Source organism: Microcoleus sp. Pol12B4, from assembly GCF_036701385.1.
Taxonomy (GTDB): Bacteria; Cyanobacteriota; Cyanobacteriia; order Cyanobacteriales; family Microcoleaceae; genus Microcoleus.
Genome location: NZ_JAUBQR010000247.1, coordinates 1 through 9,412, shown reverse-complemented (window position 1 = coordinate 9,412; position 9,412 = coordinate 1). Strand labels below are relative to the sequence as shown.

9 protein-coding genes are annotated in these 9,412 nt (G+C 47.5%); 3 read left to right on the top strand and 6 right to left on the bottom strand.

The window, feature by feature from the left end:
- Positions 1 to 62 precede the first annotated feature (62 nt).
- Complete coding sequence (locus QUA38_RS24860; RefSeq protein WP_333166642.1) at positions 63 to 194, bottom strand: DUF1016 N-terminal domain-containing protein; 132 nt, start codon at positions 192 to 194, stop codon at positions 63 to 65.
- 55 nt (positions 195 to 249) lie between these two features.
- Entirely contained in the window at positions 250 to 465 is a 216-nt protein-coding gene (locus QUA38_RS24855; RefSeq protein WP_333166640.1) for a hypothetical protein, read from the bottom strand.
- 553 nt (positions 466 to 1,018) lie between these two features.
- Here QUA38_RS24855 and QUA38_RS24850 point away from each other — a divergent pair.
- Both QUA38_RS24850 and QUA38_RS24845 read left to right on the top strand, forming a co-directional pair.
- On the top strand, positions 1,019 to 3,787 hold the full coding sequence (locus QUA38_RS24850) for a DUF3536 domain-containing protein (protein ID WP_333166638.1): 2,769 nt from the start codon (positions 1,019 to 1,021) through the stop codon (positions 3,785 to 3,787).
- Between the two features lie 279 nt (positions 3,788 to 4,066).
- Entirely contained in the window at positions 4,067 to 4,300 is a 234-nt protein-coding gene (locus QUA38_RS24845; protein WP_006635793.1) for a ferredoxin-thioredoxin reductase variable chain, read from the top strand.
- A gap of 284 nt (positions 4,301 to 4,584) precedes the next feature.
- Here QUA38_RS24845 and QUA38_RS24840 read toward each other — a convergent pair whose 3' ends face one another.
- The 4 genes from QUA38_RS24840 to QUA38_RS24825 all read right to left on the bottom strand — a co-directional run bounded on the left by QUA38_RS24840 (position 4,585) and on the right by QUA38_RS24825 (position 7,922).
- Complete coding sequence (locus QUA38_RS24840; RefSeq protein ID WP_242722513.1) at positions 4,585 to 4,818, bottom strand: hypothetical protein; 234 nt, start codon at positions 4,816 to 4,818, stop codon at positions 4,585 to 4,587.
- A 149-nt stretch (positions 4,819 to 4,967) separates the two neighbouring features.
- The gene (locus QUA38_RS24835; protein ID WP_333166636.1) at positions 4,968 to 5,762 is read right to left on the bottom strand and encodes a YdcF family protein; all 795 of its coding nucleotides are present in this window, start codon (positions 5,760 to 5,762) and stop codon (positions 4,968 to 4,970) included.
- 181 nt (positions 5,763 to 5,943) lie between these two features.
- Positions 5,944 to 6,270: a hypothetical protein gene (locus QUA38_RS24830; protein ID WP_333166634.1), complete on the bottom strand. Its 327-nt coding sequence runs from the start codon at positions 6,268 to 6,270 to the stop codon at positions 5,944 to 5,946.
- An 86-nt stretch (positions 6,271 to 6,356) separates the two neighbouring features.
- On the bottom strand, positions 6,357 to 7,922 hold the full coding sequence (locus tag QUA38_RS24825) for an AAA family ATPase (RefSeq protein ID WP_333166632.1): 1,566 nt from the start codon (positions 7,920 to 7,922) through the stop codon (positions 6,357 to 6,359).
- 131 nt (positions 7,923 to 8,053) lie between these two features.
- On the opposite strand from QUA38_RS24825, the gene QUA38_RS24820 reads away from it, so the two are divergent.
- On the top strand, positions 8,054 to 9,070 hold the full coding sequence (locus QUA38_RS24820; protein ID WP_333166630.1) for an adenosine kinase: 1,017 nt from the start codon (positions 8,054 to 8,056) through the stop codon (positions 9,068 to 9,070).
- The last annotated feature ends 342 nt before the right edge of the window (positions 9,071 to 9,412 follow it).

The following is a 9,412-nucleotide window of genomic DNA, read 5'->3' as shown; positions in this document are numbered from 1 at the left end:
GGTATTTTATTCATGAGTACAACGCCAGTTTATCTATCAATTAAAACCCTGGATTTTCCTTGCTATGCAGGACTACCAACTTTTTTTCCCCATCCTCGCTGCTGTTGCCTGTTTAAAATATTCCGTCCAATTGACCAGTAAAGCAACACTAATTCGCAGTTGACAGAAAGTACGGCCCGCACTTGATATTGCACAATAGCTTCCTTAAGTTATCGCCAAAAATCATGATAATCTTCAGCAATTGACGAACTATCCGCCAGAACCCACCCTCTGCAGATTTTCCCGAATCATCGTCTCTAACTTGGCACTCTCGGCAAATTGCCTCTCCAACTTCGCCGTCAAATGCAGCATCTTCTCGTCCAAACCCTCCTCCTCCTCCTCCTCCGCCTCCGCGCCCACATACCTCTCAGGAGTTAAAACATAACACTTACCGTTTTGCTTTTTTGTTGCCTTTTGACTCCGCACAAGTGTTACAACTCTTCTGGAAAGTACATTTGCCGCAAATCTGCCGCGCCCGAACGCAACTGGCCTAACTTCTCCAGGACTTAGGTAAAAAGCACCTAAAGTATGATGCGAAACTCGGGCAATACTCCTACTCTATAAATTTATCGGGCATTAAACCGATATCCACAACCGCCAAGATTTATTGCCAAAAATTAAATCTTTCCGGCGAAAACTTGCTATTTACTGAATAAGACTTTAAAATCCAGCTATGTAAATCAAACTCTCAATGAGCAGCCCTGCAAGCACAAACCCGAAAGGGGTCGCAAGTGCGAAAAAGCAGCAAAAGCTACCTTTTTTAAGTCTTTCAACAGCAAAGCATTGGCAGAAAAACCCAGGGATCGACGGTTGGCATCTTGGAACGAATGCTTTGCTCGCAATACTACAAATGTATCAAAACTTGTCAGCCAAATTTAGTCCTAACAGATGCCTAGCTGTAACTCTTGCTGCGTAAGGTTTCAGTTTCTAATTAGGCTGGTTTTATTGTCTTTAACTACTTGAGTGAGGATTTGCTCGCATGGTTTCGATTTCTACAACTCAATCCGATCGGCTACCTTTGTCTTCGCCAACCGTGACTGCTGCAACCCAAAGCAGTGCGGCTGCTGCAACTGGGGTGTGCGTGACGGTTCACGGTCACTTTTATCAGCCGCCCCGGGAAAACCCTTACCTGGACGCGATCGAACGCCAAGCCAGCGCCTCTCCCGCCCACGACTGGAACGAACGTATTGACATTGAGTGTTACCGCCCCAACGCCTTTGCCCGCATACTGAACGATCGCGGCGAAGTCACGGGGATCGTCAACAACTACGAGTATATGAGCTTCAACATCGGGCCGACCCTGATGAGCTGGCTCGAACGCTACGACACGGAAGTCTACCAGCGGATTCTGGAAGCCGATCGCAAAAGCTGTCAGCGGCTCAACGGTCACGGCAACGCGATCGCCCAAGTCTACAATCACATCATCATGCCGCTGGCTAACGAGCGAGACAAATACACCCAAATTCGGTGGGGGATCGCAGATTTTCGCTCCAGGTTCGGTCGCGATCCCGAAGGAATGTGGCTCGCCGAAACCGCCGTAGACTACGCCACCCTCGAAGTTTTAGTCGCTGAAGGCATCCGCTTCATTGTCTTAGCCCCCTCCCAAGCCGAACGCTGCCGCCCGCTAATCGGGCAAAACCACGAAGGAGAACCAGGGCAAAATTCCGAATGGCACGAAGTCGGGGGGGGTCAAATCGATCCCACTCGCCCGTACCGCTGCTATTTGAAACCAGAAATGCGGTTGATGGCTAACCACCAACTCTCGCCGCTGAGCACTCACCATTTTGGTGGCAGGCACTTCCAAAATTCCGAAGCCCCACCTGCCAACACTCCTTACATTGATATCTTTTTCTACGACGGCCCGATCTCGCGGGATATGGGCTTCAATGACGTTCTCAGCAGCAGCCACCACTTGGTGGGGCGCTTGGGTCAAGCAGTGCGGGGAGACCACCGACCAGCTCAATTAATCTGCGTGGCGACGGACGGCGAAACTTTCGGTCACCACAAAAACGGTACCGAAAAATGCCTCGCTTACGCATTCACAGAAGAGTTTCCCCGCCGCGGCTGGACGGTGACGAATTTTGCTCATTATTTAAGTCAAAATCCGAGCGCTTGGGAAGTTGAACTCAAACCCGTGACGGCCTGGAGTTGCTCTCACGGGGTCGATCGCTGGCAAGATGATTGTGGCTGCGGTGGTGGTGGGGGATGGCACCTCAAATGGCGCCGCCCTCTGCGGGATACCCTGAATTGGCTGCGCGATCGGCTGATTCCGATTTATGAAGAAGCGGGGCGCAAGCTGTTGTGCGATCCCTGGAAAGCTAGAGATGAATATATTGAGGTCATCCGGGATCGATCGCCCAGTAATGTTGACAGTTTCCTCGAACGCCATCAAATCCGCCCCCTCGATGCCGGAGAACAGGTGGACGCCCTGCGACTGCTGGAAATGCAGCGCCACACCCTGTTAATGTTCACTAGCTGTGGCTGGTTTTTTGAAGAAATCTCGCGGCCAGAAGGCGTGCAAATTCTGCGCTACGCGGCCCGGGCGCTGGAATTGGCGGGCGAAGTTACCGGCGTCCAGCTAGAAAAGGATTTTGTCGCTCAACTAGCCCTCGTACCCAGCAACGTTGACTATTTCACAACAGGGGCCGAAGTTTACCGCAAACTTGTGGTGACAGCCCAAATTAGTCTCAGACAGGTGGCAGCCCACTACGCGATCAGTTCTCTGTTTGCCAAATATCCCCGCGAACAGCGAGTTTACTGCTATCAGGCCCAGCAGCAAGATTTCCAAATTCAGCGCATGGGCTCGATGACTCTGGCTGTGGGTCAATTGCAGTTAACCTCGGAAATTACGCGGGAAACAGAGGTTTATGTGTTTGCTGCGTTCCACCTCGGCGGCTGGGACTTCCACTGCTGCATTCAGCCTTTTGGCAGCCGTCGGTCTTACACTATGCTCAAAGAGCGGTTGTTTGGAGTTATGCAAGAAGCTTCGGCAGCCCACGCGATTCTGGAAATGGTGCGGCTGTTTGGGGATCAGTCCTTTAGCTTGCGGGATTTATTCGCTGAGGAACGCCACCGGATCGTGCAGTTGCTGAGTCAGGAAAACTTGACTCGGTTGGATCAGCTTTACACTCAGGTTTACCGGGAAAATTACGGGGTGATGATGGCGTTCCACCGTGACGAGTTACCGGTGCCGGTAGAGTTGCAGGTGGCTGCTGAGGTGGCTTTGGGACACCGCTGTTTGACGGCGGCCAAGGCCCTGGAACTGGAAACCGAGGATGTGGAACCGCTGCTGGCCGAAATTGAGGCGATCGCCACTGAAGCCGGCCATCTCCGCTGTCGGTTGAACGTTCCCGAAGTCAAGCAAATTTTGGAAAAGATGGTTTGGCGATCGCTAGACGCGCTGCTGCAAGCAGGATCGGGCGCGGAGGATCGCTCGCCTGTCAAGTTAGAAGCTGATATCCGCACGATCGAGCGTTTGATTGCGGTGGGCGATCGGCTGAGTCTGGGTTTGTGTCTGGATCGATCGCAGGAACTGTATTTCGATTCTCTGTACAGTCAAATTGTGCCTCTGTGTTTGGGCTGGCTGCAACTGCAAGATGCCTCGGAGGGCGACAGTGTGGTCGCTGCCGTTGCCTTGGGGATTGCAGGTTCCGGCGCCGGCTGGGACTTGTCTTCGATCCGGCAGTTGCTGGAGTTGGGCCAAACTTTGGCCGTTGATGTTGAGTGCTGGTTAAATCAGTTAAATTGATCGTTTCTCGATTAGCCAAGGAAATCAATTCCCGCCCTTGAGAATCCGCCCGATCGAGATATAAATCTCGATCGGGCCTGCGGGTTCAACCGAGAATCATCAACATTTCGGCTGACGTGGATCGTGGCTGGGGATCGAAGCAGCGACAGGGAACCGCCAACTTTGTTTAAGTTTTCGCTCTACTTGTGGGAAGATAAGAAGACTGTCGGCAAAGCGTACAAGTGTTAAGCACCCGTAGGCTTTGCAGAGTTTTGAAGAGAGAACACTAAATATAAGTCTATGAAAGTTGGCGATCGCGTTTGCATTAAAAACTCTGTTGTTGTCTACCACCATCCTGAAAATCGCAGTCAACCATTTGATATTAAGGGTATGGAAGGAGAAGTCGTGGCGATCGTTCACGAATGGCACGGCCGACCTGTCAGTGCTAATTGGCCGATTCTAGTACAATTTGACAAAAAATTTCGAGCGCACCTGAAAGAGGATGAGGTCGAATTGATATCTTCGGAAGTCTAGCTGTCTCAAAAGTTGAAGCCGGAGCCCAAAGACAATATCAAATCCCGTCAGTCGATTTTAGATTTTAGATTTTAGATTTACTCCACAGATGAATCTGGAAGCTTGAACTAGGGTCTAAAATTTTCCGCCGATAGCGACTCCTGTCGGAAAGCAAGTATTCATTTTTGGGCGGGAGTCATATAGCTGTTGTACAGTTTGTAGTTAGGACTTCAGTTTTTTCTGTGGCTTTTAGTCGATCGGCAGGGCTAAACTCCTTACTACAAACCATCTTTTTTATTTAACCCTTAATTTTTCGACCGTCCGCGGCTAAACCAACCTAAAATATTCCAATCTCCCTGCATTTTCTGCAATTCCTGCTGATGCTGCTTGGCTGTAGCGTAATACCACTGGCAGTGAAGTTCTAGTTCTTGACGGTACTTAATTTCATCGTAAAACTCGCGGACAATTTGGTGTCTCTGAAAAATTTCGGCCGCGGGAGTCGGTTCTGGGGCAATGTTTTGCAACTCGTGGGGCAACATGATTGTTTGGGGGCGAGTGTGGCTAATATTTGCTGTATTGACTTTAAGCTAGCACACTGAATCAATTTTGGATTTGGGAAGTGACTTCACGGTTGAGACTACTTAAATTCTTCCATCCAAAATCCCAAATCTAAAATTTTGTAATTCTGTTAAAGCCATCCCCGCAGCCGATAAACAATTAAGCCGATATATTCTTTCAAAGCTTTAGTTGACTGGTTTAACTCATAGGTGTCCGGCAATAAATCCAAGGCGACTGATTGCCAATTGCTTTGGGATGCTGCGATATCCTGCTGCGTTATTTGAAAGTCTGTTGGTGCGGCAATTGCTTTTATTCCCTGACGCTGGAAAATTAAGAGCGATCGAGTCATGTGCATCGCCGATGTCACTAGCAAAACTGGCCCTTTTATGCCTTTAGCATCTAAAATTTTCCGCACGTTGACGGCATTTTGATAAGTGTTGTGTGAATCGGGGTCTTGCAGAATTGCTGATGCCGGTACACCCATTGTTTGGGCAATTTCTGCCATGTCTGCCGATTCGGGAGCCCCGCCGCCTTTCCAATCTACTCTACCGCCGCTTAGAATTAGCAGGGGGGCTTTGCCTTGCTTGTAAAGTCGGGAACCGTAGATTATTCGATCGCCCGCTTCCGCTAATTCTACCCAAGGACGGGGAGGTAAAGCTGCTTTGACACCGCCGCCCAAGACGATAATCGCTTCAGCTTGGGGGAGTTCGGCGGTTGGTAAGTTTTGCCATTCGAGCGATCGAACTAACGATTTTGATACCCAACCGCTACTTCCGAGCAGTAAAATAATTAGAGCCGCAGCAATTGGCGCAGCCGCCCATTTCGGACGCTTCCAAAGTGTGATTAAAGCCGCCATCATTAACAGGCAACTCAACCCCAAAGGATAAATAAACAGCGGCAGGAGTTTCGACAGAAATACAAACATTAAGCAAGTAATTCAAATTGCTCGTTAGCGGTAATAGGTAATGGGAAATGAACGATCGTTAGTCGCTAATCTGTAATTAGTAATTTAAGTGGCGGGAGTGGTTAATTTTTAGTATAGAGTTATGAATTATGAACTCTTTAACTTAAAGCTTACAACTCAATACTCAAAACTATTTTCGGTGCTAGCGACGATCCTCTGGTCCAGATAACCAGCCAAACAATGTAGCAGCATCACTCCTAGAGGTTTTGCTATATTTATGGCCGTCCGTTTGCACTACGTCTTTATTGAGGATAGCATCCGAGGTTTTGTCCTTGGAATTTATATTCGGGTTGAGTAGTAATTCGTTGTGCCACCAAGCGACAATTAAACCTGCTGCCACGCCACCGATGACACCCAGGCCGAGACTCAGGGGCAGCGTACATCCTACTAAGCGAAACCCAACGGTAAACAACACAAACCATATCAGCGCGGGGCTAAACCCCTTGGAGTCTCCGGTAAATTTTGGCATGAGCTGCAACTTTTTTTTGTAATAAAACAGAAAGATATTTACAATATTAGCAGACAATCAAATTGGGAAGGGCGATCGCTCTGCAACTACTCCCCACAAATCACGTTTAATTGTACCTCTAACTCTTGCGCAGTATCTACAATCGTTACAGAAATTTGCTCTTTTTCCGTAAAAGGTTCAAAAGCTGATTGCTGCGAACTCAATAGTTCGGCTGTCGCGTCGGCAATATCGCCCCTGCGCTGTTGCAGTCGTTCTCGCAATACTTCAATTGGTGCGGTGCAGTAAATGATTTGCAGGGGCAACCCGTGGGATTGAGCCTGATTAATTGCATCGGTTCTCGATTTTTGGCGATCGAACTTTGCATCTAAAATTACATCCAAACCTCGGTCAGCCATAATTATCCCCAACTCTAACAATCTACCATAAGTCTGTGCCGTCATTTCATCAGAGTACAAATCTTCCCCCCCGCGTTCATTTAAAGAAATTCCGCCTAAATGTTTGCGAACAGCATCGGATCGAATATGAATTGCCCCTGTCCGGCGAGCCAAATATCGAGCTGCTGTACTCTTGCCAGAACCAGACAAACCAGACATCAAAGTTAACTTTCCCTGGCGCGGTTTTGTGTATTGCCAAGCCAGTTTATAGTAATGAGCTGCTGTCTGTGAAATCTCTGCTTTTTGGGAAGTTGAAATAGCGGCATCGTCCAACATTAACGAAGTTACTTTCGCTCTAACATAAGCTTGACGGCTCAAATACAGAGGCAACAGTTGCAGTCCTTCCCAATCCCCTGTTTGTTCGATGTAAGTATTGAGAAAAGCATTGCCTAAGTCTCTGCGCCCCCGCGATTCCAAATCCATTACTGTAAAAGCCACATCGTACATGACATCAACAAAGCGGAAAGGCTCGTTAAATTCAATGCAGTCGAACAGTAATATTTTATCTGGCCAGAATGCTATATTCCGCAAGTGCAAATCTCCGTGGCACTCGCGAATTTTATTATTGGCAATCCGCCGATTAAATAATTCTTGATTTTTTACAAAAAACGCATCTGTATAATCTTTAGTTTCCTGAAATTGTACCTGAGTCTGCGGCCCGCCGATATATTTTTGGGAAATTCGGTAATTTTTATCTATTGCTGTGCGAATCTGACTGACTTCGCCAAATCTGCGAATGTAGCTATTACTAATTGCCATGCTATGAAAATTGGCAACTTCCCGCCCTAAGTCTGCCATAAGTTGCTCGGTCAATAGTCCGCTTTCCAACAAGCTGAGCAACAGCGAATCTTGAGGAAATTCTCGCATTTTCAGCACGTATTCTACAGCAATTTCGCCAGAAATTATAGCAGGTAAGCTGCTACCCAATTGAAAAGAATCGCCAGTTTGAATAATTGGCAAAACTTCTAGATAGATTTCCGGTGCAGTGCGCTGGTTCATTAACAATTCTTGATTGCAAAAATGCTGTCTTTTCTCCAAGGTTGAATAATCGAAAAAGCCAAAATTAACTGATTTCTTGATTTTGTAAACATAGTCTCCTGTGAGGAGAACAAAGGAGCCATGAGTCTGAATTAGTTGCACGGGTTCTGTTACGCTGTGGGGGTAAAACCCGGGCTGCAACATTTGCTGAATCAGAGGTGGCAGAAAAGTATCAGTCATATCGATTTTAGATTTTGGATTAGAGCGATTTGGGGTTAGGGATTTAGATAAAAATAAATTAAACAAAATAGATGTTGAGTTGAAGTCGATTTATTATAAAGTTGATAATTAGTGTAAACCAAAAATTACTGATGACAGAAAACAATCAAGATTCCCGTTCCGTGGATGTGTTTGGCGTAGGCAATGCCCTTGTAGACATCCTAGCATTGGTAGAAGATGAATTTGTACCCGGTCACGGGCTGAATCGCGGCGGGATGACGCTGATGAATTCGGAAACGCAGGGGGGGATTTTGCACGATTTAGAGCACAATTCGCTGCAAATGCGATCGGGCGGTTCGGCGGCAAATACGATGATTGGTTTGGCTCAGAGCGGCGGTAAAGCGTATTATTCTGGGAAGGTTGCTAAGGATACTAACGGGGAATTTTATCGGCAAGATTTGCTGGCGGCGGGGATTGATTTTAACGTGCATCCTGCTGCTGAGTCTAAGGAACCCACGGGTACTTGTGTTGTGCTGACTACGCCGGATGCGGAACGCACGATGTGTACTAATTTGGGTGTTTCTACTACTCTGGCTGCGACTGATATTGATGTAGATCGACTGGCTCATTGCAAGTACAGTTATGTTGAGGGCTATCTTTGGGATGCTCCAGACCCTAGAAAGGCTAGCATTGAGACGATGGAACAGTCTAAGCGTCTGGGCGTGAAGGTGGCTTTTACTTTTTCGGACGGCTTTTTAGTCGATCGATTTGCTGATGATTTTCACAAGGTGGTTTCGGAATATTGCGATGTAATTTTTTGCAATGCTGATGAAGTTCGGAGCTTTTTTAAGGAGGAATCTTTGTCAGAGTGCGCTCGGAAAATGAGCGAGATTTCGGATTTGGCTTTTATCACTAATGGGGATAAAGGCTGTATGGTGGTGGAGAACAAACAGATTGTTGATGTGGCGGGATTTCCGGTAAAGGCGATCGATACTGTGGGTGCTGGGGATGCTTTTGCTGGCGGTGTTTTGTTTGGAATTACTAACGGTTTGAGTTCTACACAAGCGGCTCGCTGGGGCAATTTCTTGGCTTCTAGGGTGGTGCAGATTCATGGGCCTCGGCTTGAGGGTTCTCAGGCTCATCTTTTGAGTGAGGTGATTTCTGGTTAGGAATTGAAAAGGGCGATCGCACTTTTTGGATTAATGGCGATCGCTCTTTTTTGAACTGCAGATGAAGGCAGACGAACGGGGATGAACGCAGATGGAGCAAGGGCGATCGCGCTCCTTAATATGGCTATTACAGAACTATTGGGTAACTATCCTACAGCGTCTTCCTATCTGAGTTATTGAACGGTTCCGAGAGAGAGTAAATAGGGCTTGAATCACCAATTAATTGCTCTCCGGATTGCCCATAACTTATTCAGCCAGACCTATTTTACTGGAGTTTAGACTAACAAGGGAAAGAAAAGGGAGCCTGTGATTGGCACAGGCTCCCTAAAGGCAGAAAATTGA

Bases quoted from the DNA above. Each gene is read 5' to 3' on its own strand.
- QUA38_RS24845 (WP_006635793.1), top strand. From the start codon at position 4,067: ATGAAAGTTGGCGATCGCGTTTGCATTAAAAACTCTGTTGTTGTCTAC.
- QUA38_RS24830 (WP_333166634.1), bottom strand. From the start codon at position 6,270: ATGCCAAAATTTACCGGAGACTCCAAGGGGTTTAGCCCCGCGCTGATA.
- QUA38_RS24835 (WP_333166636.1), bottom strand. From the start codon at position 5,762: ATGTTTGTATTTCTGTCGAAACTCCTGCCGCTGTTTATTTATCCTTTG.
- QUA38_RS24820 (WP_333166630.1), top strand. From the start codon at position 8,054: ATGACAGAAAACAATCAAGATTCCCGTTCCGTGGATGTGTTTGGCGTA.
- QUA38_RS24840 (WP_242722513.1), bottom strand. From the start codon at position 4,818: ATGTTGCCCCACGAGTTGCAAAACATTGCCCCAGAACCGACTCCCGCG.
- QUA38_RS24850 (WP_333166638.1), top strand. From the start codon at position 1,019: ATGGTTTCGATTTCTACAACTCAATCCGATCGGCTACCTTTGTCTTCG.
- QUA38_RS24825 (WP_333166632.1), bottom strand. From the start codon at position 7,922: ATGACTGATACTTTTCTGCCACCTCTGATTCAGCAAATGTTGCAGCCC.